The organism is Pantoea sp. MBLJ3 (assembly GCF_000816655.1).
Classification (GTDB): domain Bacteria; phylum Pseudomonadota; class Gammaproteobacteria; order Enterobacterales; family Enterobacteriaceae; genus Pantoea; species Pantoea eucalypti.
This window is the reverse complement of record NZ_JSUT01000010.1, coordinates 134,942-158,798: the sequence shown is the minus strand read 5'-3', so window position 1 is coordinate 158,798 and position 23,857 is coordinate 134,942. Positions and strand designations below refer to the sequence as shown.

Genomic DNA, 23,857 nt, shown 5'->3' with positions numbered 1-23,857 from the left:
CCGCAGCCATCGGGCGTTTAGCGGCGGTTTCTCACCAGCTGATAACGACGGGTCAGATACTCAACCGGCGCGCTCCAGATATGCACCAGTCGGCAGAACGGGAACAGCAGGAACAGCGTCATACCCAGCACCATGTGCACGCGGTAGATAAACGCCACGCCTTCCAGATACTGCGACGCGCCACCGTGGAAGGTCACCACTGCCTGAGCCCAGCCCACCAGCTTCATCATCTCACTGCCGTCCATATGCTGAGCGGAGAACGGAATGGTCAGCAGGCCCAGCGTGGCCTGAGCCACCAGCAGTGTCAGGATCAGAATGTCGCCGACGCTACTGGTGGCCCGCACCCGAGGATTGGTCAGACGGCGCTTCAGCAGCAGCGCGCCACCCGCCAGCGTCAATGCACCAAACAGGCCTCCGGCTATCATCGCCAGCTTCTGCTTCACGTCGATTGGCAGGAACGATTCATACATCCAGTGCGGCGTCAGCATCCCGACGATATGGCCGAAGAAGATACCGATGATGCCGATATGGAACAGGTTAGAGGCAAGACGCATTCCTTTTTTGTCCAGCATCTGACTGGAGCCGGCCCGCCAGCTGTACTGCCCATAGTCATAGCGCAGCCAGCTTCCCACCAGGAAGACCGTTCCGGCAAGATAGGGGTAAATATCGAAGAAAAAAGTGTTAATAAAATTCATGCTGATTCTCCCGTGCTGCGCGCCGTCGCCGCGGCAATATCCAGATACTGCGGCGCAACCGCATCGGCGAAGCGACGCTGATGCATCGCCTGCTGCGCCGAGGCGCAACCCTGTTCGCCGAGAAATTTAATCTGCTCCTCTTCCCAGACCGCATCCAGTGCTGTCGGGGTATCGTCCCGCGCTTCCTGCGCCACCTGGGGCTTGAGGGCCGCAGGATCGACCGCGCTACCGGATAGCGTCAGTAACACCCTGAAAAGGTCAGCATAAGGACTCTGACGCGCTTCCAGCCGCGCAGCCAGCAAAGCCAGGATCGGCACGATGTCATCCAGCCCCTGACGCGCGGCTTCATCGCTTTTACAGGCGAGATATTCCAGGTAGAGCGGCAGATAATCGGGCAACTCTTTGCTGTCCAGCTCCAGACCGTCGGCCCGGTACTGTTCAAGCAGATCGACCATCGCCTGACCGCGATCGCGGGATTCCCCGTGTACATGTTCAAACAGCAGCAGCGAGGTGGCGCGGCCGCGATCAAACAGCTCGCAGTAATCAGCCTGCACATCCAGTATTGGTCGGGCGCAGAGCTCATGGATAAAGCGCACCAGCCGTGCGCTCTGCTGCAGGTTAAGTTCACTGGCCTCTTCCAGTGCCGCAATCAGGTCGGGATAGTGCGTAAACAACGCCTCGTCCGGGTAGTCCAGCAGGCGTGACAGAACACGCAGCGTCATCATGAGGCCTCCTCGGGACGGCTGGTTTTTTTGCTGACATCGATGGCATCAATACGCCGGCTGTTGAACAGATTGAATTTGGTGTCACTGCCGTGGCAGCCATCGCCAAAGCTAAAACCGCAGCCTTTGCTTTCCGGGAAGGCTTCACGTGCCAGTTCGCGGTGGCTGGAGGGCACCACAAAGCGATCTTCATAGTTTGCGATCGCCAGATAGCGGTACATCTCCTGCGCCTGCGCTTCGGTCAGACCGACCTGCTCCAGCGCCCGGATATCATGCTCACCGTCCACACTTTCTGCGCGCTTGTAATGGCGCATCGCCAGCATCCGTTTCAGTGCCAGCAACACCGGTGCGGTGTCACCTGCGGTTAGCAGGTTCGCCAGGTACTCAACCGGAATGCGCAGGCTTTCCACATCCGGCAGCACGCCGGTGTGCGCCAGCGCCCCACCATCCACCACCGACTGAATCGGTGACAACGGTGGCACATACCAGACCATTGGCAGCGTGCGGTATTCAGGGTGAAGCGGCAGCGCCAGCTTCCACTCCATCGCCATTTTATAAACCGGGGATCGCTGTGCTGCGTCGATCACGCTCTGCGCGACGCCATCTTTCAGCGCCTGCGCAATCACCACGGGATCATTAGGATCAAGGAAGATATCCAGCTGGCTCTGATAGAGATCTTTCTCGTTTTCTGCTGCGGCAGCCTCTTCAATGCGGTCAGCGTCATAGAGCAGCACGCCGAGATAGCGAATACGGCCGACACAGGTTTCTGAGCAGACGGTGGGCTGACCCGCTTCAATACGTGGATAACAGAAAATACATTTTTCTGATTTGCCGCTTTTCCAGTTGAAGTAGATCTTCTTGTACGGACAGCCGGTCAGGCACATGCGCCAGCCGCGACATTTATCCTGGTCGATCAGCACGATGCCATCTTCACCGCGCTTGTAGATCGCGCCGCTTGGACAGGTCGCCACACACGCCGGGTTGAGGCAGTGCTCACACAGGCGTGGCAGATACATCATGAAGGTGTGTTCAAACTGGCCGTAAATCTCCTTCTGGATGTTATCGAAGTTTTTATCCTGCGCGCGTTTGGCAAACTCGCCGCCGAGGATCTCTTCCCAGTTCGGGCCGTTTTCGATCTTTTTCATCCGCTGACCGGTGATCAGCGAACGCGGACGTGCGATCGGCTGATGTTTACCGGCCGGCGCAGTGTGCAGATGCTGATAATCGAAATCGAACGGCTCGTAATAATCATCCAGCGCCGGCACATCCGGGTTGGCGAAGATCTTCGACAGCAGGCCGACGCGACTGCCCATGCGCGGTTCCAGCTTGCCGTTGATCTTACGGATCCAGCCGCCCTTCCACTTCTGCTGATCTTCCCAGGCGTGCGGATAGCCGACGCCAGGTTTGCTTTCGACGTTGTTGAACCAGGCGTATTCCATGCCCTCGCGGCTGGTCCAGACATTTTTACAGGTCACCGAGCAGGTGTGGCAGCCGATACATTTGTCGAGGTTCAGCACCATGCCGACCTGTGAACGAATTTTCATGGTTTTACCTCCTGCTGGCTGCCCTGGCAGGCATCGTTGCCTTCCCCATCTAACCAGTTAACGTTGTTCATTTTTCTCACCACCACGAATTCATCGCGGTTGGAGCCGACAGTGCCGTAGTAGTTAAAGCCCCAGGAGAGCTGCGCATAGCCGCCGATCATATGGGTCGGTTTCGGGCAGGTTCGTGTCACCGAGTTATGGATGCCGCCGCGCTGGCTGGTGATCTCCGACCCGGGGATATTCACGATGCGCTCCTGGGCGTGGTACATCATGGTCATACCGGCCGGGATGCGCTGGCTCACGACCGCACGCGCAGTCAGCGCGCCGTTGGCGTTGAACGCTTCGATCCAGTCGTTATCCACAATGCCCAGCTCGCGGGCGTCATCTTCACTCATCCAGACGATGGGTCCGCCACGTGACAGCGTCAGCATCAGCAGGTTGTCGCTGTAGGTTGAGTGAATGCCCCACTTCTGGTGTGGCGTCAGGAAGTTCAGCGCCTTCTCCGGGTTACCGTTGGGCTTGCTGTTCAGCAACGGCTTCGCCGCGCGGGTATCAATGGGCGGACGATAGACCATCAGGCTTTCCCCGAAGGCGCGCATCCACTCATGATCCTGATAAAGCTGCTGACGGCCACTCAGGGTGCGCCACGGGATCAGCTCATGAACGTTGGTGTAGCAGGCGTTGTAAGAAACGTGTTCATCTTCAAGACCTGACCAGGTCGGGCTGGAGATAATTTTGCGCGGCTGAGCCTGGATATCGCGGAAGCGGATTTTCTCGTCTTCTTTGTTGAGTGCCAGATGCGTGTGGTCACGACCCGTAATAGTGCCTAGCGCCTGCCAGGCTTTCACCGCCACCTGACCATTGGTTTCCGGTGCCAGCGCCAGGATCACTTCTGCTGCATCGATCGCCGTGTCGATATTCGGCCGTCCTGCCGCCGGGCCATCCGCTTTGACGTAGTTCAGCTGTTTGAGGAAATCGACTTCTTTGCTGGTGTTCCAGCTGATGCCTTTGCCACCGTTACCCAGGTTATCCAGCAACGGTCCCAGCGAGGTAAAACGCGCCCAGGTCGCCGGATAGTCGCGTTCCACCACCATAATGTGTGGCGCGGTTTTGCCTGGAATCAGGTCGCACTCCCCTTTTTTCCAGTCTTTAGTCTCAAATGGCTGCGCCAGTTCGGCTGGCGAATCATGCAACACCGGCAGCGTAACCACGTCAGTTTCAACGCCTAAATGGCCAGGACAGAGATCGGAGAAAGCTTTGGCAATGCCTTTGTAGATCTCCCAGTCGCTTTTTGAATCCCAGGCAGGATCGACAGCGGCCGAAAGCGGATGAATAAACGGATGCATATCCGAGGTATTCATATCGTCTTTTTCATACCAGGTGGCGGTAGGCAACACCACGTCGGAATAGAGACAGGTGCTCGACATGCGGAAGTCGAGTGTGACCACCAGATCCAGTTTGCCTTCGGCGCCCTGGTCCAGCCATTCAACTTCTTCAGGCTTCACGCGGCCCTGCTGGCCCAAATCTTTGCCCTGAATACCGTTTTCGGTACCTAGCAGGTATTTCAGCATGTACTCATGCCCTTTACCGGAAGAGCCAAGCAGATTGGACCGCCAGACAAACAGGTTGCGCGGGAAGTTCTGCGGGTCGTCCGGCTGTTCAGCGGCGAACCGCATGGTGCCCTGCTTCAGGCTCTCCACGGTATAATCCAGCGGTGACTGACCGGCGGCTTTCGCCTGTGCCGCGATGTGCAGCGGGTTGACGTTAAGCTGAGGCGCAGACGGCAGCCAGCCCATACGTTCGGACCGTACGTTAAGGTCGATCAGGCTGCCGCTGTAGCGGCTTTTGTCCGCCAGCGGTGACAGCAGTTCGCTGGTGGCCAGGGTTTCATAACGCCACTGACTGGAGTGGTTGTAGAAGAAGGAGGTGCTGTTCATCTGACGTGGCGGACGCTGCCAGTCGAGTCCAAAGGCCAGCGGGGTCCAGCCGGTCTGCGGACGGAGTTTTTCCTGGCCGACATAGTGCGCCCAGCCACCTCCGCTCTGACCCACGCAGCCGCAGAAAATCAGCATGTTCATCAGGCCACGGTAGTTCATATCCATTTGATACCAGTGGTTCATACCGGCACCGACGATGATCATTGAGCGGCCATGGGTTTTCTCGGCGTTTTCGGCAAACTCGCGGGCAATGCGGATGATGTTCTGACGGGAAACGCCCGTAATCTGCTCTGCCCAGGCCGGGCTATAGGCTTTGATCTCATCGTAGTTTTGCGCGCAGTTGGCATCATCCAGACCGCGATCCAGACCATAGTTTGCCAGGGTCAGGTCGTAAACGCTGGTGACCAGCGCTTCGCTGCCATTGGCCAGCTGCAGGCGTTTCACCGGCAGTTTGTGCAGCAGGATCTCATCCAGCGCGACGCTGTTGAAATGCTCACTGGTGATGCCGCCAAAGTAAGGGAAACCGACCTCAACCACCTCATCGTGGCTGCCGAGCAGACTAAGCTGCAGCTCCACTTCTTTTTGTGACAGGCCGTCGCGCTGCTCCAGGTTCCATTTGCCTTTTTCGCCCCAGCGGAAGCCGATAGATCCCTGCGGCGCGGTAAGCTCGCCGGTCGCCTCGTTGATTGCGACGGTTTTCCATTCCGGGTTATTTTCCTGACCCAGACCATCCACCAGATCGCTGGCGCGCAGCTGACGGCCTGCTGCGAAGTAGCCGCCCTCGCGCGGTTCCAGCATGACCAGCATCGGCATATCGGTATAACGGCGCACGTAGTCGCGGAAATAGCCAACCTCGCGATCAAGATGAAACTCTTTCAGCATCACATGGCCCATAGCCAGTGCCATCGCGCTGTCGGTGCCCTGCTTCGGACTCAGCCACTGATCGCACAGCTTCGCGACTTCAGCGTAGTCCGGGGTGATCGCCACGGTTTTCGTTCCCTTATAACGGACTTCGGTAAAGAAGTGGGCGTCCGGGGTGCGGGTCTGCGGCACGTTAGAGCCCCAGGCGATGATGTAAGAGGAGTTGTACCAGTCAGCCGATTCCGGCACGTCGGTCTGCTCGCCCCAGGTCATCGGTGACGCTGGCGGCAGGTCACAATACCAGTCGTAAAAGCTCAGGCAGGTGCCACCAATCAGCGACAGGTAACGTGCGCCTGCCGCATAAGAGACCATCGACATTGCCGGAATCGGCGAGAATCCGACAATGCGGTCAGGGCCGTAAGTTTTCGCGGTGCAGATGTTCGCAGCGGCGATCATCTCATTGACTTCCTGCCAGCTGGAACGAACAAAGCCCCCGCGGCCACGCGCCTGCTTATAACTTTTTGCTTTTTCCGGATTGCTGATGATGGATGCCCAGGCCTCCACCGGATCGCTGTGCTGCGCTTTCGCGTCGCGCCACAACTGAATCAGCTTCTTGCGCATCAGCGGATATTTCAGGCGATTAGCGCTGTAGAGATACCAGGAGTAGCTGGCACCGCGTGGACAACCGCGCGGCTCATGGTTGGGCAGATCGGGGCGGGTGCGCGGATAGTCGGTCTGCTGGGTCTCCCAGGTGACCAGACCGTTTTTCACGTAGATTTTCCAGCTGCATGAGCCGGTACAGTTAACACCGTGGGTGGAGCGCACGATTTTATCGTGCTGCCAGCGGCTGCGATAGCCATCTTCCCAGTCGCGGTTGCTGTTTAAGGTCTGGCCATGCTGACCGGAAAACGGCTCGGCCAGCTGTTTAAAATAACGAAATCGATCAAGAAACTTGCTCATCCGGAATACTCCTGAAGGCGTTGTATGACATTGCTGACTCTGCATCTGTCGTGACACAGAAAGGAAAATTTTGCCGGTGTGCCACACCGGCTTTATCGTTATCAGGCGCGGGCTTTTCGTCCGTAAACCAGCCAGGTCACTGCGATACAGCAGAGGTAAAAGACCAGGAAGATTTTCATCGCGCCAGCGGGTGAACCGGTCATCGCGAGCGACAGGCCAAAGGTCTGCGGAATAAAGAAGCCGCCCAGCGCGCCAATGGCGGAGATAAAGCCGAGCGCAGCCGAGGTTTCCGTTCCAGCTTCACGCTGCGCATGCGCATCGTCGCCGCCTTCAGCTTTGATACGTTCCAGCGTCAGCTTGCGGAAGAGCACCGCAATCATCTGGTAGGTAGAGCCGCTGCCCAGACCGGAGGTCAGGAACAGGCCCATAAATACGGCGAAGAAGGCGATAAATGAGCCGTCATGTCCGTCACCCGGCAGGGTGAGGAACAGCAGCGCGGTAAACAGCGCCATCAGGATGTAGTTGACCAGCGTGACGCGGGTGCCGCCGAGACGGTCAGAGATGATGCCACCTGCTGAACGGGCCAGCGCGCCAATCAGCGGGCCGAAAAAGGCGTAATGCATGATCACAACATCAGGGAATTGCGTCTTCGCCAGCATGGCAAAACCGGCCGAGAACCCAATAAATGAACCGAAGGTCGCCAGATAGAGCAATGCCATAACCCACAGGTGTGGGCGTTTCAGCACCGGCAACTGTTCACGCAGCGAGGATTTCGCCGCTGCTAGGTCGTTCATGCCGAACCAGGCCGCCAGCGTGCCGAGTGCCAGAAACGGCACCCATATCCAGGCCGCATTTTCCAGCCAGATGCTGTCGCCGGTGACGGTGGTATGGCCTGTATCCGCAAAACCAAAAATGGCGCAGGAGATGGCCAGCGGTGCAACAAACTGCATCACGCTGACGCCAAGATTACCCAGACCGCCGTTGATGCCCAGCGCGCCGCCCTGACGGGCTTTGGGGAAGAAGAAGCTGATGTTGCCCATGCTTGAAGCGAAGTTAGCACCGCCAAAACCGCACAGCAGAGCAATCACCATAAAAGTGGTGAATGAAGTCTGGCTGTCCTGTACAGCAAAACCAAGCCACAGACAGGGAATGATCAGGATGCCAGTGCTGAAGGCTGTCCAGCGGCGTCCGCCAAAGATGGGAATAACAAAAGAGTAAGGAACACGCAGCAAGGCGCCAGAAACCGACGGCAGTGCGGTCAGTAAAAAGAGCTGTTCGGTGCTGAAGTTAAAGCCCACTTTATTGAGGTTAACCGCGACGGTGCTGAACAACATCCAGACACAGAAACCCTGCAACAGGCAGAAAACAGAAATCCACAGGTTACGGCTGGCGATACGCTTACCGCGCGCCTGCCAGAACGCCTCGTTTTCCGGCTGCCAGTCCTGAATTAATGCGCCGCGCATCGGAGTTTGCAAAGGAGCGGATTGGGTCATAAATTTCTCATCAGCAGAATAATAATTGTGCATATCCTGCGTATCCGGCCTGGCGGCTTGCTTGATACAAATCAACGGCAAGGCAGGTTACAAAGGCGCGGCAATCCCTGACCATCCCGGTTAAGTAGTTAGCTGGCTGCTTATAACCCTTATAAATCATGCGGTTTAATGGCAGCCGCAAGCGCCGTCAGCAAAGGGATGTCTGAATGGAAATAAAGGAGTAGTCCATAAGGGGTATATAGCGACCGGACTTCCCCGTTAAGATAGGCATTGTCGCCCGCCGGGGCTGACGCAGATGACAGGAACAGGAGCCATAGTGACGGACGGGAAATTTACGCTTTTACTGATCGATGACCATCCCATGCTGCGTAGTGGACTTAAGCAGCTGATTGCGCTGGATGAGCGACTGCAGGTCGTTGCCGAAGCAGGTAATGGCATTGATGGCCTGACGCTGGCACAGCTGCACGATCCCGATCTGATCCTGCTTGATCTCAATATGCCAGGCCTGAACGGACTGGATACGCTAACCCAGCTGCGTGAAATCGCCCTCTCTGGCCGGGTGGTGGTATTCAGCGTTTCAGATAATGAAGAGGATGTGATCAGCGCGCTGAAACGCGGTGCTGATGGTTATCTGCTGAAAGATATGGAACCGGAAGACCTGCTGAAAGCGCTGCATCATGCGGCTGCCGGACAGATCGTGCTGAGCGAAGCGTTGACACCGATTCTGGTTGCCCGATTACGCGAAGCGCAGCCTGGTCAGACGCGCGACATTAATCAGCTGACCCGGCGCGAACGCGAGATCCTGCAACTGATCAGCGACGGCATGACCAACAAAGCCATCGCCCGCAAACTGGACATCAGTGAAAGTACGGTCAAGGTCCACGTCAAATATCTGCTGAAGAAAATGAACCTTAAGTCGCGACTTGAAGCCGCCGTCTGGGCGCTGCAAAACGGGCTGCACTGATCTGCAACACGCCCTGATGCGGCGTGTTGCCGCCCTGCCCGCCGAAAGCTGTCGCAGAAACCGCGAGCTGTCTCGCAGCCCCACATCAGAATCAGGAAACCAGGTACTTTTCTGTCGCCAGCGGCCGCCACATTTGTCAGGATGCCAGCCAGGTTATACCCGGTCAGGATCGGGGTGATTATCAGGCTGGCATATGCACTGCCCTATTCGTTATCATCTGATCATCCAGCGCGCCTGGAATCCTTTCGGTTTCATGGGCGTTGATCGCCAGAAATTTACCGCATTAAAGATGAGCTAAAACCTTATGCAAGAGCCAACCGAAAAGGACTTTCCTTCTCACACACCCATGATGCAGCAGTACCTGCGCCTCAAGGCAGAGCATCCTGACATTCTGCTGTTTTACCGTATGGGTGACTTCTACGAGCTGTTTTATGACGACGCAAAGCGCGCCTCTCAGCTGCTGGAGATTTCACTCACCAAACGCGGTGCGTCAGCGGGTGAACCGATCCCGATGGCTGGCGTGCCCTATCATGCGGTTGAAGGTTATCTGGCAAAACTGGTGCAGTTGGGCGAGTCCGTGGCCATCTGTGAGCAGATAGGCGATCCGGCACTAAGCAAAGGCCCGGTTGAGCGCAAAGTGGTGCGAATCGTCACGCCAGGCACCATCAGTGACGAGGCGCTGCTGCAGGAGCGGCACGACAACCTGCTGGCTGCAATCGTGCAAAGTCCGCGCGGTTTTGGCTACGCCACGCTGGATATCAGTTCAGGCCGTTTCCGCCTGAGCGAGCCTGCCGATGCAGAAACCATGGCGGCGGAGCTGCAACGCACCAATCCCGCTGAACTGCTCTACCCCGAAGATTTTCAGGCGATGTCGCTGATTGATCAGCGACGTGGCCTGCGCCGCCGTCCGCTGTGGGAGTTTGAAATCGACACCGCGCGTCAGCAGCTGAACCTGCAATTTGGCACCCGCGATCTCAATGGCTTCGGCGTGGAGAATGCGCACCTCGGACTGAGTGCGGCGGGCTGCCTGCTGCAATATGTCAAAGATACCCAGCGCACTACGCTGCCCCATATCCGCTCGCTGAGCATGGAGCGGCAGCAGGACAGCATCATCATGGATGCCGCCACCCGCCGTAATCTGGAGATCACCCAGAACCTGGCCGGCGGCACCGACAACACCTTAGCGGCCGTGCTGGATAAAACCGTCACACCAATGGGCAGCCGGATGCTGAAGCGCTGGCTGCATATGCCGCTGCGTGATGCGCGCATCATCAACCAGCGTCAGGAGTCGATTGCTGAGCTGCAAAATCTCAGCGACGTATTGCAGCCAGTGCTGCGTCAGGTCGGCGATCTTGAGCGAATCCTGGCCCGCCTGGCGCTGCGTACAGCGCGTCCGCGCGATCTGGCCCGCATGCGTCATGCGTTTCAGCAACTGCCAGAACTGAACCAGCTGCTGGCCGATGTCGAAGCACCGCAGCTGCAGAAACTGCGCGCGCAGATGGGCGAGTTCACCGCGTTACGTGAGCTGCTGGAGCAGGCGGTGATTGAGTCACCGCCTGTGCTGATCCGTGACGGCGGAGTGATTGCGCCCGGTTATAACGCAGAGCTGGATGAGTGGCGCGCGCTGGCCGATGGCGCAACCGACTATCTTGACCGGCTGGAGATTCGCGAACGCGAAAAGCTGGGACTGGATACCCTTAAAGTCGGCTTTAACGGTGTGCATGGCTACTACATCCAGGTCAGCCGAGGACAGAGTCATCAGGTTCCGATGCACTATGTCCGTCGTCAGACGCTGAAAAACGCTGAGCGCTACATCATTCCAGAACTGAAAGAGTACGAAGACAAGGTCCTCACCTCCAAGGGCAAAGCGCTGTCGCTGGAGAAAAGCCTGTATGAGGCACTGTTCGACCAGCTGCTGCCGCACCTTGAAGCACTGCAGCTGAGTGCTGCCGCGCTGGCAGAGCTGGATGTGTTGAGCAACCTGGCGGAACGGGCCTGGTCACTGAACTATTGCCGTCCGGTCTTGCAGGAAAAAGCCGGGATTAAAATCAGCGGGGGTCGCCATCCGGTGGTGGAACAGGTTCTGAAAGAGCCGTTTATTGCCAACCCGCTGTCGCTGGCACCCCAGCGCAGGATGTTAATCATTACCGGGCCAAACATGGGCGGTAAGAGTACCTATATGCGGCAGGCAGCACTGATTGCACTGATGGCATGGATCGGCAGTTTTGTTCCCGCTGATGAGACGCTGATTGGTCCGCTGGATCGCATCTTTACCCGTGTCGGTGCCGCAGACGATCTCGCCTCCGGGCGCTCGACCTTTATGGTTGAAATGACCGAAACCGCTAACATCCTGCACAACGCCACCGAAAACAGCCTGGTGCTGATGGATGAGATTGGACGCGGAACCTCCACCTACGACGGTTTATCGCTGGCCTGGGCCTGCGCCGAAAACCTGGCGAATCGCATCAAGGCAATGACGCTGTTTGCTACCCATTACTTTGAGCTGACCACCCTGCCGGAAAAAATGGAAGGCGTGGTCAACGTCCATCTGGATGCGGTTGAGCACGGTGACACTATCGCCTTTATGCACAGCGTGCAGGAAGGGGCCGCGAGTAAGAGTTACGGTCTGGCGGTAGCAGCGCTGGCGGGCGTGCCTAAAGAGGTGATTAAGCGGGCGCGCAATAAGCTCAAAGAACTTGAGAACGTTTCAAACCATTCGGCTTCATCGACGGTCGATGGTTCTCAGCTACCGCTGCTGGTTGAAGAGACCTCGCCTGCCGTGGAAGCACTTGAGGCGCTGGATCCGGATACGCTGACACCGCGCCAGGCGCTCGACTGGATTTATCGTCTTAAATCGCTGGTCTGACAGTGTGGTGCACCGCGTTATTGCGCGGTGCGCCGTTAATCAACAGCAAAAATTTTCTGCTGACATAAAAAAAGCGATGGTTTTCACCATCGCTTTTTGCATTCGTACTCAGATCGTCTTATAAACGATTATTCACGAAACAGTGCTTCAATGCTGAGGCCCTGCGCCTGCAGGATTTCGCGCAGACGGCGCAAACCTTCAACCTGAATCTGGCGTACACGCTCGCGGGTTAAGCCGATTTCACGACCTACATCCTCAAGTGTTGCCGCTTCATAGCCCAACAGGCCGAAACGACGCGCCAGCACTTCACGCTGCTTGGCGTTCAGTTCGAACAGCCATTTGACGATGCTTTGTTTCATATCATCGTCCTGCGTGGTGTCTTCCGGGCCGTTGTCTTTTTCATCGGCCAGAATGTCCAGCAGCGCTTTTTCAGAATCACCGCCTAATGGCGTATCAACCGAGGTAATGCGTTCGTTAAGACGTAACATGCGGCTTACGTCATCAACCGGCTTATCCAGCTGTTCGGCGATCTCTTCCGCACTTGGCTCATGGTCGAGCTTGTGAGAAAGTTCACGCGCTGTACGCAGATAAACATTCAGTTCTTTTACAATGTGAATCGGCAGACGGATGGTACGGGTTTGATTCATGATCGCCCGTTCAATTGTCTGACGAATCCACCAGGTGGCGTACGTTGAGAAACGGAACCCGCGCTCCGGGTCAAATTTCTCTACGGCGCGAATCAGGCCGAGGTTACCTTCTTCAATCAGGTCCAGCAGAGCTAAACCACGATTGCTGTAACGACGGGCGATTTTCACCACCAAACGTAAATTACTTTCGATCATACGGCGACGGGAAGGGATATCACCCCGCAATGCACGGCGAGCGAAGAAAACTTCTTCCTCTGCCGTTAACAACGGAGAATAGCCAATCTCCCCGAGATAGAGCTGCGTCGCATCTAATACACGCTGCGTCGCACCCTGTGAAAGCAACTCTTCTTCCGCTACGTCGCTATCACTGGCTTCGTTTTCAACGAGTGCCTTCTCGTCAAAAATTTCAGCTCCGTTCTCATCGAATTCCGCGTTCTCATGTAACTCGTTTACTTTCAGCGTATTCTGGCTCATAAGCGGCTCCTACCCGTGATTCCAGGGCAGAACATACATCTGTTTTGTTCTGCCGGATTATCGCTGCGGCAAATAACGCAACGGGTTTACGGATTTCCCCTTGTAACGAATTTCAAAGTGTAATCTGACTGAACTGGTTCCGGTGCTACCCATGGTAGCGATTTTTTGCCCCGCCTTAACTTCCTGTTGTTCCCGAACCAGCATTGTATCGTTGTGGGCGTAGGCGCTCAGGTAATCATCATTGTGTTTGATGATGATTAAATTACCGTAACCCCGGAGTGCGTTACCTGCGTAAACCACTCGTCCTGAAGCAGTGGCGACAACAGATTGTCCGCGCGTCCCGGCGATATCGATACCTTTATTGCCACCTTCGGCGGCAGAGAAGTTATCGATAATCTTCCCGTCAGTCGGCCAGCGCCAGCTTCCGACCGGCGTTGAACTGTTAGTTGTACTGCTAACCGTTGGGGGTGCGGTAACTACTGGAGCTGTTGTCGTTGCAACATTTGCTCCTTTCGAAGGCAACAATTTGCTGCCACCCGAATTACCCGAATCATCAGAATACGTAATAACAGGTTGCTGTGCAACAACAGGCGATTTAATTTGTGGTGCCACAGGGACCCCGCCCTGTGTTGCATCAGCAACGGTAATGGGATTGCCACCGGTAATCGGCTGACCCGACCCATTTCCAATCTGTAAAGTCTGGCCGACATTCAGGCTATAAGGCGCGGGAACGTTGTTGCGCTGGGCTAAGTCACGGAAATCATTGCCGGTAATCCAGGCAATATAAAACAACGTGTCGCCACGCTTAACGGTATATGTTTCACCGGAATAGCTACCCTTAGGAATATTCTGGTAACTGCGGTTGTACACTATCCGGCCATTCTGCGTCTCAACATTACTGCTGGTACTAATCATTCCACCATTGCTGGGGGTAGATGATGAATTTCTGCTTAACATTTGTCCCTGAGACGGCGCGGCTGGAATGCCACCAGAAACCTGGCCTCCTCCCGCCTGACTGTTCATCATGCCGCCCTCATCGCCAACGCGACTGATAGGTGCCTGAGAATTGTCGCTGGAGCTGCAGCCTGCCAGCCAAAAACCTACCAGTGAAAGCGCCGCCAGACGGCGTAACTGAAAAAGTGTGCTTCCCGTGCTCATTAATCCCCCGTGATGGCAACTCTGATCTATCTGCTTCACTGTACCTGTCAGCAGAATGCTCTGCGTGGCGCGATAATTTCTGCATTTTTGTTGAATAAACTGGATAGTAACAACATCAGGTACGTGGTGCCATGAAACAGTTGTGAAGAAATACGAAGAGCGTCAGGCCAGATCGCCCTGTACCAGCGGAACAAAACGCACCGGCTCGATGATCTCCTCGATAACCTCCTCGCCCTGACGACGCAGCCGCTTGAGTACCTGCTGCTCTTCGCCAACCGGCAGCACCATAATGCCGCCTTCTGCCAGTTGTGCTATCAGCGCAATCGGAATTTCCGGAGGTGCGGCAGTGACAATAATGGCGTCGAACGGCCCCCGTGAAGGCCAGCCCTCCCAGCCATCGCCATGACGGGTAGAGACATTGTGCAGATCCAGCTGCTTCAGGCGGCGTTTAGCCTGCCATTGCAGGCCTTTGATGCGTTCAACTGAATAAACATGGTCCACCAGATGGGCAAGAATCGCCGTCTGGTAACCAGAACCTGTGCCAATCTCCAGCACACGCGAATGCGGATTAAGCCCGAGCAGCGCGGTCATCCGCGCGACCATGTAAGGCTGTGATATCGTCTGACCGGAGCCGATAGGTAAGGCAACATTGTCCCAGGCTTTATGCTCAAACGCCTCGTCGATAAAGCGTTCACGCGGCACCTCGCTAATGGCTTTCAGCAGGTTTTCATCATCAATGCCCTGCTGACGCAGTTGTGACAGCAATGTCTCAATACGCCGATTCACCATGCCAGGTTCACCTCAGCTTTTGCCAGCCAGTCGCTGAGCACGTTCTGCGCGCTGTGCGCCGTTAAATCAACATGCAGCGCGGTGACAGAAACGTAGCCCTGATCAACGGCAGCGAAATCTGTATCCGGGCCTGCATCGAGTTTTTCGCCCGGTGGACCTATCCAGTAGAGGGTATTGCCGCGTGGATCCTGTTGCGCGATCACCTGATCAGCCGGATGGCGGCTGCCACAGCGCGTCACGCGGATACCTTTCAGCTCGGAGAGTGGCAGATCGGGGACATTGATATTGAGAATGCGGCCAGTGCGCAGGGGTTCATGCGTTAGCGCCCGGAGAAGCGCACAGGTCACTGCAGCTGCGGTCGCATAGTGCTGATGGCCATTGAGCGACACAGCGATTGCAGGCAGGCCAAGATGCCGCCCTTCCATCGCTGCTGCCACCGTACCGGAATAGATCACATCATCGCCCAGATTGGGACCGGCATTAATGCCTGACACCACAATGTCAGGGCGTGGCTGCATCAGCGCATTCACCCCCAGATAGACGCAATCGGTCGGCGTTCCCATCTGAACCGCGATATCGCCGTTTTCATGGGTAAAGGTACGCAGAGGTGTTTCCAGCGTTAATGAGTTAGAGGCACCGCTTCGGTTACGATCGGGGGCAACAACCTGCACGTCAGCAATCTGCCGCAGGGCTTTCGCCAGAGTCTGAATACCCGGTGCATGAATGCCGTCATCGTTGCTGAGCAATATCCGCATTTCGTTCTGACCTTTTTTTATTCGACTGGTCGCCGTGACTGAACCTGTTTTAACGGCATGGCAACAGGTGAGGAATGGACAGCGATTTTTGCATTCTAACGAGGCGCGCAAGGAAGTGGTAGGCGTAAATCACACAGCGGTGGGGGTTTGCCGCAACATTACCCACACTGCGGGTAATGTTGTAGCGAAGATTACTCATCAATCTGATCGAGCGAGTCTGCGGAGGTCAGCAGCTCCCGGACCACGCTGGTCGCAAAGCTCCCCGCGGGCAGCCAGAATGTCAGTTCCAGCGTGACGTCATCCCACCAGCGCCACTGCATATCCCGTGGCACCACCAGCATGGCGCGGCGGGCTGCATCGACCTTCTCACGTTCAATGAGGCTCAGCAGCGGCGTATCATTAGCCAGCGTCTGCTGTTCAAACGCCAGCGCATCAGCCTGCGTGCCAGCGTCCCCGCGTCCCGGCAGCGGCGCGGTAATCCGCAGCTCATGGTGATCAACCCGCCGTTGTGAGTCGGCCAGTTCTTCAGGCTGTGCCACAAACCAGCTGCCTCGACCGGTCAGCTGCAATGCATCGCCGTTGAGCACCTGAGTCAGACTGCCCTGCTGCTGCAGACGTGCACTGGTCACCTGATTAAACAGCGCACTGCGCGCGGCAGAGAGCATCAGGCTGCGCTTGTTGCGGTCACGGACAATGATCTCATTGCGCGCCCACTTTTCTGCCATCACCAGGTTATTGCCGCCGCGACCAAAACGCTGCTCACCAAAATAGTTGGGCGCGCCCGCATCGCGGATCTGCGCCAGACGCGCTTCAACCGCATCACGATCGCTGATCTGACGGATGACCAGCCGGAACGCATTTCCGGCCAGTGCGCCGATGCGCAGCTTACGCTTGTGGCGCACCGCCTGCAGAATCTCAACCCCTTCCAGCGTAAAACCGCGCAGGTCGGGCATCGCATTGCCCGGCAGGCGAAAACAGAGGGTCTGTTCCGTCACCGCATGGCGATCTTTCATTCCGGCATAACTCATGTCGCGCGGATGAATACCCAGGTACTTAGCCAGCGCTTCTGCCACAAAACGGGTATTCGCACCTGTTTTACGGATCCGCACCAGCAGATGCTCACCTTCACCATCCGCGCCATAGCCGAGATCTTCAACCACCACGAAATCTTCGGGACTGGCTTTGATCACGCCAGAGGCCACAGGAGTGCCGTGCAGGTAATTCAGACTCATTGGCTGTCAGCTTTCAGGACTAACGCGACCGCTTCACAGGCAATGCCTTCACCGCGCCCGGTAAAGCCGAGTTTCTCGGTGGTGGTCGCTTTGACGTTGACCGCATCCATATGGCAGCCCAGATCTTCTGCGATGTTGATGCGCATCTGTGGCACATGCGGCAGCATTTTCGGTGCCTGAGCAATAATTGTGACGTCGACATTACCGATGCGATAGCCTTTGGCTTCGATACGACGCCAGGCCTCACGCAGCAGGCCGCGGCTGTCCGCCCCTTTAAAGGCCAGATCGGTGTCGGGGAATAACTTGCCGATATCGCCCATCGCCACAGCGCCCAGCAGCGCATCAGTCAGCGCATGCAGCGCCACATCGCCATCCGAATGGGCGATAAAACCGTGTTCAAATGGGATCCGCACACCGCCAATCACTAACGGACCCTCTCCGCCAAAGGCGTGAACGTCAAAACCGTGACCGATACGCATCATGCGCTCTCCTTTAATTGAATCTGACTCAGATAAAAAGCCGCCAGCGCCAGATCTTCTGGCCGGGTGACTTTGATGTTATCACTGCGTCCGCTGACCAGCAGCGGATGATAGCCGCAATACTCCAGCGCCGATGCTTCATCGGTGATGGTTGCGCCTTCTGTCAGCGCCCGCGTCAGGCAGGCAGTGAGCAGCGCATGCGGGAAAAATTGCGGTGTTAAGGCGTGCCAGAGATCGTCGCGTTCCACGGTATGGGCCACTGCGGCTTTGCCCGGCTCGCCCCGTTTCATAGTGTCGCGCACTGGCGCAGCCAGAATTCCGCCCACGTGGCTCTGTTCACGCACGTTAAGCAGTTTCTGAAGATCGTCGGGATGCAGACAGGGACGCGCAGCATCATGGACCAGCACCCAGGCGGAACCCTGTGCGGCCTGTAATCCGGCCAGCACCGATTCAGCGCGGGTCTCGCCGCCTGTGACCCTGAGCACACGCGGATCGCGTGCCAGCGGCAGTGAAGCGAAGTGCTGGTCATCGGGACTGAGGGCGACAATCACCTGTCTGATGGCGGGATGGGAAAACAGACGTGCAATGCTGTGTTCCAGAAGGGTGTGCTGACCAATCGTCAGATACTGCTTCGGACAGGTTGCCTGCATGCGGCTGCCGATTCCGGCAGCGGGCACCACGGCAATCACATCCGCAAGGGAGGCCAGAGTGTTCATGTTTTATCGTTGTAGGTTTTGCGCTGATTGTTGCGCGTTACGTTTGTTCTGGTCAGGCACCAGACGATAGAAGGTCTCACCGGGCTTAATCATGCCCAGTTCATTGCGTGCACGCTCCTCGATCGCTTCCGAGCCGCCATTGAGATCGTCAATTTCGGCAAACAGCTGATCGTTTCGCGATTTAAGTTTGGCATTGTTTGCCTGTTGTACCGCGACATCATCATTGACGCGCGTATAGTCATGGATGCCATTTTTCCCCAGCCACAATGAATATTGCAGCCAGCCAAGCAGCACCAATAACAGTAACGTCAGTTTTCCCATCCCGCCCCCTAAAAACGGCCCAATCATCCCATAACTTTGCACAGGACTCCACACCAGCAGCGAAAATGGCGCGCTTTGCTGCGCCTCTGCGCAATCAGTACCGATTCTGACGGGAAAAGTTTTGTAACCTGCCGATGCGTTTGCACATCAGCACGGACGCCGTTAAGGCTTACCAGCCGGAAAGAAAGGAGAACATTAACCAGAAGAGAGTCACCACCATAATGACTGTAGCGAGGGCGGCCCAAATCCAGTGTCCGCTCAGCAGCGTATTCAGTGCGATGCCCGTGACCACGGCAACCGGCAGCAGCGCCAGAAAGAATGGCCAGGTATAGAGAAAGAAGAACAGCGTGTTAGAGCCGAACAGCAGGAAAGGAAGCGCCAGCGCACACCAGTAAGCGAGTAAGCCGATAACACCGCCCGGCAGCAATGAGCGTGGCTCATCCTGGGAGGAGTCATCTTTACGAGCGAGCATGGGTGTGATGTTCTGCATAGGCATCCTGTTGTTGCGAGGGCGGCAAACCCGAAGCGATTTGCCGCTGTCTCTTCAGGATCTGATGATATCGCGGTCGCGCAGCACGTCTAACAATTGGGCGGCCAGTTTTGTAACCAATTGTTCGCCATCCAGCTGGATTTCCGGGCTGTCGGGCGCTTCATAGACGCTGTCAATACCGGTGAAATTACGCAGTTCACCGGCACGTGCTTTGCGGTATAACCCTTTCGGATCGCGTGCTTCACACACCGCCAGCGGCGTATCGACAAACACTTCGATAAACTGACCCGGCTCCAGCAGGTCGCGCACCATCTGGCGCTCGGCGCGATGCGGTGAAATAAAGGCAGTGAGCACCACGAGCCCGGCATCCACCATCAGTTTCGCCACTTCGCCGACCCGGCGGATATTCTCTTTGCGGTCATCGTCGCTGAAGCCGAGGTCACGACAGAGGCCGTGACGCACATTGTCACCATCCAGCAGATAGGTACTGACGCCAATACGGTGCAGCGCCTGCTCCAGCGCGCCTGCGACTGTGGATTTCCCCGAGCCCGAAAGCCCGGTGAACCACAGCACCACGCCCTGATGGCCATGCTGCTGTTCGCGTGAAGCACGAGTTACCGGATGGTCATGCCACACCACGTTATCATCGTGCTGAGCCATTATTGACCGCCCAGCAGGTCGCGCGCGTTCCAGTGTGGGAAGTGACGGCGCACCAGTGCATTCAGTTCCAGCTCAAACGCGCTGAACTCGCCGGTATTAACCGGAGCGTCATGGTTTGGCTGATGGATCATGCCGGCACCCACGGTCACGTTGGTCAGGCGATCGATAAAGATTATGCCGCCGGTCACCGGATTCTGCTGATAGCTGTCGAGCACCATCGGTTCGTCAAAGGTTAATTCAATGCGACCAATACCGTTTAGCGGCAGCGCATCGACCTGACGTGTCTCCAGCGAGTTAATCTCCACCTGATGCAGGACTTTCTCTACCCGTCCACGGGTTTTCTTACCGGCGATTTTCAGATCATAGCTCTGACCGGCCTGCAGAGGCTGTTCTGCCATCCAGACCACGTCAACGCTGGCAGACTGAACCGCAGCCAGCGTTTCGCTGGCATCAACCAGCAGATCGCCACGACTGATATCAATCTCATCCTGCAGCACCAGGGTGATCGCTTCACCTGCGCCCGCTTCCTGCAGATCGCCATCAAAGGTCACTATGCGGGCAATAGTCGACTCTACGCCAGACGGCAGCACTTTAACGCGCTGGCCCACCTGCACGCTGCCTGACGCCAGGGTACCGGCATAGCCACGGAAATCCAGGTTAGGACGGTTAACATACTGCACCGGGAAACGCATCGGCTGGTGATCCACCACGCGGTTCAGTTCCACTGTTTCCAGGACATCCAGCAGCGTCGGGCCGCTGTACCATGGCATGGTCTGACTGGCGGATGCTACGTTATCCCCTTCCAGCGCCGACATCGGCACAAAGCGGATATCGAGGTCATCCGGTAACTGGCCTGCAAAGTCCAGGTAATCCTGTTTGATCTGCTCGTAGCGCGCCTGATCGTACTCAACCAGATCCATCTTATTAATCGCCACCACCAGATGTTTGATCCCCAGCAGCGTCGAAATAAAGCTGTGACGGCGGGTCTGATCCAGCACGCCTTTACGGGCATCGATCAGCAGAATCGCCAGGTCACAGGTTGATGCACCGGTCGCCATATTGCGGGTGTACTGCTCATGGCCCGGCGTATCGGCGATGATAAATTTACGCTTTTCAGTCGAGAAATAGCGGTAGGCCACATCAATGGTAATGCCCTGCTCACGCTCAGCCTGCAGACCATCCACCAGCAGCGCCAGATCGAGTTTCTCGCCCTGGGTGCCATGACGTTTGCTGTCGTTATGCAGCGATGAAAGCTGATCTTCATAGATCTGACGGGTGTCATGTAGCAGACGCCCAATCAGGGTACTTTTTCCGTCGTCAACGCTGCCGCAGGTCAGAAAACGCAGCAGGCTCTTATGCTGTTGCGCGGTCAGCCAGGCTTCAACGCCGCCCTGGTCGGCAATCTGTTGTGCAATTACGGTATTCATCTGGCGTCTCCTTAGAAATAACCCTGACGTTTTTTCAGTTCCATCGAACCGGATTGATCGCGGTCGATCATGCGGCCCTGACGCTCACTGGTTGTAGAGACCAGCATCTCTTCGATGATCTCAGGCAGCGTCTGCGCGTCGGACTCTACCGCGCCGGTCAGCGGCCAGCAGCCGAGCGTGCGGAAGCGAACCATCCGTTGGGTGATCTCTTCACCCGGCTGCAGGTTGATGCGATCGTCATCGATCATCATCAGCATGCCATCACGCTCCAGCACCGGACGCGGCGCGGCGAGGTAGAGCGGCACGATCTCGATGTTTTCCAGGAAGATGTACTGCCAGATATCCAGTTCAGTCCAGTTCGACAGCGGGAAGACGCGGATGCTCTCGCCCTTGTTGATCTGGCCGTTGTAGTTGTGCCACAGCTCAGGACGCTGGTTTTTCGGGTCCCAGCGATGGAAGCGGTCGCGGAAAGAGTAGATACGCTCTTTGGCGCGAGACTTCTCTTCATCACGACGTGCGCCGCCAAAGGCCGCATCAAAACCATATTTATTCAGCGCCTGCTTCAGCCCTTCGGTTTTCATGATGTCAGTGTGTTTGGCACTGCCGTGGACAAACGGGTTAATCCCCATCGCCACGCCTTCCGGGTTGCGGTGAACCAGCAACTCTGCGCCCATCGCTTTCACGGTGCGGTCGCGAAACTCGTACATTTCACGGAATTTCCAGCCGGTATCCACATGCAGCAACGGGAACGGCAGCGTGCCAGGATAAAAGGCTTTACGCGCCAGATGCAGCATTACCGAGGAGTCTTTACCGATGGAGTACATCATCACCGGATTGCTGAACTCGGCCGCGACTTCGCGAATGATGTGGATACTCTCCGCCTCCAGCTGACGCAGATGAGTGAGTCGTTTTTGGTCCATGATTTTCCCTCAAGCCAGATTGACAACGGCGGACTCGCGAGCCCCCTGCTGTGCCGAATGTTTAAACCAGGCGAGTTGCCCGTGCAGATTAACCACCTCTCCGATCACCAGTAGCGCCGGAGTAGGTGCCGAGGCGGCCAGCGCCTCAAGTTGTTCTAAGGTGCCGGTCAGCACCTGTTGATCCTGACGGGTGCCGCGACTGATCACCGCCACCGGCGTTGATGGCGCGCGACCATGCTGAATCAGCGCCGCGCTAATGGCAGCCGCTTTAACCGTTCCCATGTAGATCGCCAGCGTCTGACGCGCACGCGCCAGTGATGGCCAGTCAATGTCATCCCCATCGGGACGGCAGTGACCGGTAATAAACATTACGCTCTGCGCGTAATCGCGGTGGGTCAGCGGAATCCCGGCATAGGCCGTCGCACCGGCAGCCGCGGTGACGCCCGGCACCACCTGGAACGGAATGCCCGCCTGCTGAGCCGCCTGCAGCTCTTCGCCGCCACGGCCAAAGATAAAGGGATCGCCGCCCTTGAGGCGGACGACGCGCTTACCTTTCAGCGCCAGTGAAACCAGCAACTGATTAATCTCTTCCTGCGGCAACGTGTGCGCGCTGGCTCGTTTGCCGACGCAGATGCGGTCGGCATCGCGGCGCACCAGGTCCAGCACCTCTTCACTGACCAGATGGTCGTAAAGCACCACATCCGCTAACTGCATCACCTGCAGGCCGCGCAGCGTCAGTAGGCCGCTGTCGCCCGGTCCGGCACCCACCAGGAAAATCTCGCCCTGACGGGTTGGCTCTTCCTGCAGTTCACGGTCCAGGGTACGTTTCGCCTCTTCGACGTTACCGGCTGACATCTCACTGGCGAACCGGCCATCGAAAGCGCGTTCCCAGAAGCGTCGACGGTCAGACATGCGGCTGAAGCGTGCTTTAACTTTATCGCGCCAGAGCCCGGCTACCTCAGCCATCTGGCCGAGACTGGCAGGCAACAGCGTTTCGATTTTTTCGCGCAGCATACGTGCCAGCACCGGTGCGGTGCCGCTGGAGGAGATCGCCACCACCAGAGGTGAGCGGTCAACAATCGAGGGGAAGATAAAGGTGCATTTTGGCTGGTCATCAACCACGTTAACCAGCTTCTGCCGCGCGTTTGCAGCATCAAAGACCTGGGTGTTGAGATGGTTGTCGTCGGTCGCGGCGATCACCAGGAAAACCCCATCCAGCTGGGCCGGGTCAAATTCAGTCGCCAGCCACTCCAGCTCCTGCTTTTCCAGCAGTGCCTGCAGTTCAGGGCAGAGTTCACGCGAGGCGATCAGAACGCGCGCACGCGCACGGCGCAGTAGTTCAATTTTTCGCGCCGCAATATCTCCACCGCCGACAACCAGAACCGGGCGGCCAGAGAGATCGGCAAAAAGAGGCAAATAGTCCACGTTAACCCTGATGTTTTAACTTTGTATTAACGCGACTATACGTCGCCGGGTTTATGCAGTTGAAATTACGAATTGGAATGAGTAGTTACCGAATGGAATAAAGACTTCGCAAAGCACAGAACAATTTGGTCTTAGCGGATGAAATATAATGGCTTTTTCGTGAACAGGTTCACAGATTCGCCTCTGTGCCTGTAACTGTAAAAGCAGATAAGTGCCAGCAATAAACACGCGTTACCCCATTATGCTAAGGCAGCAACTTATTCCGTTAACCAGGTCGCAGAACAAAGAGGGTATAATACGCGCGGCATGACTGACTCAGGTC

At 56.7% G+C, this 23,857-nt stretch carries 20 protein-coding genes; 2 read left to right on the top strand and 18 right to left on the bottom strand.

Features of this window, described 5'->3' with window-relative positions; translation table 11 throughout:
• Positions 1-17: 17 nt before the first annotated feature.
• The 5 genes from narI to NP77_RS15500 form a co-directional block, all read right to left on the bottom strand.
• Positions 18-695: a respiratory nitrate reductase subunit gamma gene (gene narI / locus NP77_RS15520; RefSeq protein ID WP_003849074.1), complete on the bottom strand. Its 678-nt coding sequence runs from the start codon at positions 693-695 to the stop codon at positions 18-20.
• A complete protein-coding gene (gene narJ / locus NP77_RS15515) occupies positions 692-1,420 on the bottom strand; it encodes a nitrate reductase molybdenum cofactor assembly chaperone (protein ID WP_039660779.1) in 729 nt (242 codons plus the stop codon). Before narJ ends, narI begins: the two co-directional genes overlap by 4 nt.
• Positions 1,417-2,961 carry a nitrate reductase subunit beta gene (gene narH, locus NP77_RS15510; protein WP_039660777.1) on the bottom strand — a complete coding sequence of 515 codons (1,545 nt, stop codon included), beginning with the start codon at positions 2,959-2,961 and terminating at the stop codon, positions 1,417-1,419. The genes narJ and narH overlap by 4 nt, the downstream gene beginning before the upstream one ends.
• Positions 2,958-6,719: a nitrate reductase subunit alpha gene (locus NP77_RS15505; protein WP_039660776.1), complete on the bottom strand. Its 3,762-nt coding sequence runs from the start codon at positions 6,717-6,719 to the stop codon at positions 2,958-2,960. The genes narH and NP77_RS15505 overlap by 4 nt, the downstream gene beginning before the upstream one ends.
• 101 nt (positions 6,720-6,820) lie before the next feature.
• Positions 6,821-8,212, bottom strand: a complete 1,392-nt coding sequence (locus NP77_RS15500; protein ID WP_033761595.1) for a NarK family nitrate/nitrite MFS transporter — start codon at positions 8,210-8,212, stop codon at positions 6,821-6,823.
• 295 nt (positions 8,213-8,507) lie between these two features.
• Between NP77_RS15500 and narL the strand changes: the two genes are divergently transcribed.
• On the top strand, positions 8,508-9,176 hold the full coding sequence (gene narL / locus NP77_RS15495; RefSeq protein WP_052250649.1) for a two-component system response regulator NarL: 669 nt from the start codon (positions 8,508-8,510) through the stop codon (positions 9,174-9,176).
• A 304-nt stretch (positions 9,177-9,480) separates the two neighbouring features.
• Positions 9,481-12,042 carry a DNA mismatch repair protein MutS gene (gene mutS, locus NP77_RS15490; RefSeq protein ID WP_008927102.1) on the top strand — a complete coding sequence of 854 codons (2,562 nt, stop codon included), beginning with the start codon at positions 9,481-9,483 and terminating at the stop codon, positions 12,040-12,042.
• A 128-nt stretch (positions 12,043-12,170) separates the two neighbouring features.
• Here the strand turns inward: mutS and rpoS are convergent, their stop codons facing one another.
• The 13 genes from rpoS to cysG all read right to left on the bottom strand — a co-directional run bounded on the left by rpoS (position 12,171) and on the right by cysG (position 23,535).
• Entirely contained in the window at positions 12,171-13,163 is a 993-nt protein-coding gene (gene rpoS, locus NP77_RS15485) for an RNA polymerase sigma factor RpoS (RefSeq protein WP_003849090.1), read from the bottom strand.
• A gap of 57 nt (positions 13,164-13,220) precedes the next feature.
• Positions 13,221-14,321 (bottom strand): murein hydrolase activator NlpD, encoded by a 1,101-nt coding sequence (gene nlpD, locus NP77_RS15480; protein WP_033743626.1) that lies wholly within the window; start codon positions 14,319-14,321, stop codon positions 13,221-13,223.
• 162 nt (positions 14,322-14,483) lie between these two features.
• Positions 14,484-15,110 carry a protein-L-isoaspartate(D-aspartate) O-methyltransferase gene (locus NP77_RS15475; protein ID WP_003849097.1) on the bottom strand — a complete coding sequence of 209 codons (627 nt, stop codon included), beginning with the start codon at positions 15,108-15,110 and terminating at the stop codon, positions 14,484-14,486.
• Positions 15,104-15,865, bottom strand: a complete 762-nt coding sequence (gene surE / locus NP77_RS15470) for a 5'/3'-nucleotidase SurE (RefSeq protein WP_003849099.1) — start codon at positions 15,863-15,865, stop codon at positions 15,104-15,106. The genes NP77_RS15475 and surE overlap by 7 nt, the downstream gene beginning before the upstream one ends.
• Positions 15,866-16,056: 191 nt before the next feature.
• Positions 16,057-17,097, bottom strand: a complete 1,041-nt coding sequence (truD, locus tag NP77_RS15465) for a tRNA pseudouridine(13) synthase TruD (RefSeq protein WP_008927106.1) — start codon at positions 17,095-17,097, stop codon at positions 16,057-16,059.
• Positions 17,094-17,576, bottom strand: a complete 483-nt coding sequence (ispF, locus tag NP77_RS15460) for a 2-C-methyl-D-erythritol 2,4-cyclodiphosphate synthase (RefSeq protein WP_039660798.1) — start codon at positions 17,574-17,576, stop codon at positions 17,094-17,096. The genes truD and ispF overlap by 4 nt, the downstream gene beginning before the upstream one ends.
• The gene (gene ispD / locus NP77_RS15455; protein ID WP_003849105.1) at positions 17,576-18,292 is read right to left on the bottom strand and encodes a 2-C-methyl-D-erythritol 4-phosphate cytidylyltransferase; all 717 of its coding nucleotides are present in this window, start codon (positions 18,290-18,292) and stop codon (positions 17,576-17,578) included. The genes ispF and ispD overlap by 1 nt, the downstream gene beginning before the upstream one ends.
• 3 nt (positions 18,293-18,295) lie before the next feature.
• Complete coding sequence (ftsB, locus tag NP77_RS15450) at positions 18,296-18,613, bottom strand: cell division protein FtsB (protein WP_003849108.1); 318 nt, start codon at positions 18,611-18,613, stop codon at positions 18,296-18,298.
• Positions 18,614-18,782: 169 nt separating this feature from the next.
• Complete coding sequence (locus NP77_RS15445; RefSeq protein ID WP_003849111.1) at positions 18,783-19,103, bottom strand: DUF3561 family protein; 321 nt, start codon at positions 19,101-19,103, stop codon at positions 18,783-18,785.
• Positions 19,104-19,157: 54 nt separating this feature from the next.
• A complete protein-coding gene (gene cysC / locus NP77_RS15440) occupies positions 19,158-19,763 on the bottom strand; it encodes an adenylyl-sulfate kinase (RefSeq protein ID WP_004571202.1) in 606 nt (201 codons plus the stop codon).
• On the bottom strand, positions 19,763-21,190 hold the full coding sequence (gene cysN / locus NP77_RS15435) for a sulfate adenylyltransferase subunit CysN (protein WP_039660775.1): 1,428 nt from the start codon (positions 21,188-21,190) through the stop codon (positions 19,763-19,765). The genes cysC and cysN overlap by 1 nt, the downstream gene beginning before the upstream one ends.
• 11 nt (positions 21,191-21,201) lie before the next feature.
• The gene (gene cysD / locus NP77_RS15430; protein ID WP_004571204.1) at positions 21,202-22,110 is read right to left on the bottom strand and encodes a sulfate adenylyltransferase subunit CysD; all 909 of its coding nucleotides are present in this window, start codon (positions 22,108-22,110) and stop codon (positions 21,202-21,204) included.
• A gap of 9 nt (positions 22,111-22,119) precedes the next feature.
• Positions 22,120-23,535 carry a siroheme synthase CysG gene (gene cysG / locus NP77_RS15425; protein WP_039660773.1) on the bottom strand — a complete coding sequence of 472 codons (1,416 nt, stop codon included), beginning with the start codon at positions 23,533-23,535 and terminating at the stop codon, positions 22,120-22,122.
• Positions 23,536-23,857: the final 322 nt, after the last annotated feature.

What these genes read in the sequence shown, in the direction of transcription:
- rpoS (WP_003849090.1), bottom strand. Translation starts at nt 13,163, where the DNA reads ATGAGCCAGAATACGCTGAAAGTAAACGAGTTACATGAGAACGCGGAA.
- NP77_RS15445 (WP_003849111.1), bottom strand. Translation starts at nt 19,103, where the DNA reads ATGCAGAACATCACACCCATGCTCGCTCGTAAAGATGACTCCTCCCAG.
- mutS (WP_008927102.1), top strand. Translation starts at nt 9,481, where the DNA reads ATGCAAGAGCCAACCGAAAAGGACTTTCCTTCTCACACACCCATGATG.
- surE (WP_003849099.1), bottom strand. Translation starts at nt 15,865, where the DNA reads ATGCGGATATTGCTCAGCAACGATGACGGCATTCATGCACCGGGTATT.
- narJ (WP_039660779.1), bottom strand. Translation starts at nt 1,420, where the DNA reads ATGATGACGCTGCGTGTTCTGTCACGCCTGCTGGACTACCCGGACGAG.
- NP77_RS15475 (WP_003849097.1), bottom strand. Translation starts at nt 15,110, where the DNA reads ATGGTGAATCGGCGTATTGAGACATTGCTGTCACAACTGCGTCAGCAG.
- cysN (WP_039660775.1), bottom strand. Translation starts at nt 21,190, where the DNA reads ATGAATACCGTAATTGCACAACAGATTGCCGACCAGGGCGGCGTTGAA.
- cysC (WP_004571202.1), bottom strand. Translation starts at nt 19,763, where the DNA reads ATGGCTCAGCACGATGATAACGTGGTGTGGCATGACCATCCGGTAACT.
- ispF (WP_039660798.1), bottom strand. Translation starts at nt 17,576, where the DNA reads ATGCGTATCGGTCACGGTTTTGACGTTCACGCCTTTGGCGGAGAGGGT.
- narL (WP_052250649.1), top strand. Translation starts at nt 8,508, where the DNA reads ATGACAGGAACAGGAGCCATAGTGACGGACGGGAAATTTACGCTTTTA.
- nlpD (WP_033743626.1), bottom strand. Translation starts at nt 14,321, where the DNA reads ATGAGCACGGGAAGCACACTTTTTCAGTTACGCCGTCTGGCGGCGCTT.
- NP77_RS15500 (WP_033761595.1), bottom strand. Translation starts at nt 8,212, where the DNA reads ATGACCCAATCCGCTCCTTTGCAAACTCCGATGCGCGGCGCATTAATT.
- narI (WP_003849074.1), bottom strand. Translation starts at nt 695, where the DNA reads ATGAATTTTATTAACACTTTTTTCTTCGATATTTACCCCTATCTTGCC.
- ispD (WP_003849105.1), bottom strand. Translation starts at nt 18,292, where the DNA reads ATGAACACTCTGGCCTCCCTTGCGGATGTGATTGCCGTGGTGCCCGCT.
- cysD (WP_004571204.1), bottom strand. Translation starts at nt 22,110, where the DNA reads ATGGACCAAAAACGACTCACTCATCTGCGTCAGCTGGAGGCGGAGAGT.
- truD (WP_008927106.1), bottom strand. Translation starts at nt 17,097, where the DNA reads ATGAGTCTGAATTACCTGCACGGCACTCCTGTGGCCTCTGGCGTGATC.
- ftsB (WP_003849108.1), bottom strand. Translation starts at nt 18,613, where the DNA reads ATGGGAAAACTGACGTTACTGTTATTGGTGCTGCTTGGCTGGCTGCAA.
- narH (WP_039660777.1), bottom strand. Translation starts at nt 2,961, where the DNA reads ATGAAAATTCGTTCACAGGTCGGCATGGTGCTGAACCTCGACAAATGT.
- NP77_RS15505 (WP_039660776.1), bottom strand. Translation starts at nt 6,719, where the DNA reads ATGAGCAAGTTTCTTGATCGATTTCGTTATTTTAAACAGCTGGCCGAG.